Raw genomic sequence first — 217 nt, 5'->3', positions numbered from 1 at the left:
ACCGCAGAGCTTGCCGAGCGCTACCACATTTCGCTTAACCGTAAGACTGTGGCGAAGCGGATGCGCATGATGGGCATAGAAGGGATTTCACCGCGTGCCTTTGTCCCAGTGACTACAATCCAAGCCAAGCGTAAGTCAACTCTTCCTGACCTGGTCAAGCGCATGTTTGATACTGGTGAGCTCAACCGAGTGTGGATGTCAGATATTACCTACTTGC

1 protein-coding gene is annotated in these 217 nt (G+C 52.1%); it reads left to right on the top strand.

Annotated elements, in window-relative coordinates:
- Positions 1–217: IS3 family transposase (locus tag QP363_RS13665; RefSeq protein WP_336620733.1), on the top strand; the 217-nt coding region annotated here is incomplete at both ends.

This window comes from Corynebacterium sp. UMB6689 (assembly GCF_030215295.1).
In the GTDB taxonomy this organism is placed as follows: domain Bacteria; phylum Actinomycetota; class Actinomycetes; order Mycobacteriales; family Mycobacteriaceae; genus Corynebacterium; species Corynebacterium aurimucosum.
The sequence above is the reverse complement of the archived record's forward strand: the minus strand, read 5'-3'. Positions and strand labels throughout refer to the sequence as shown.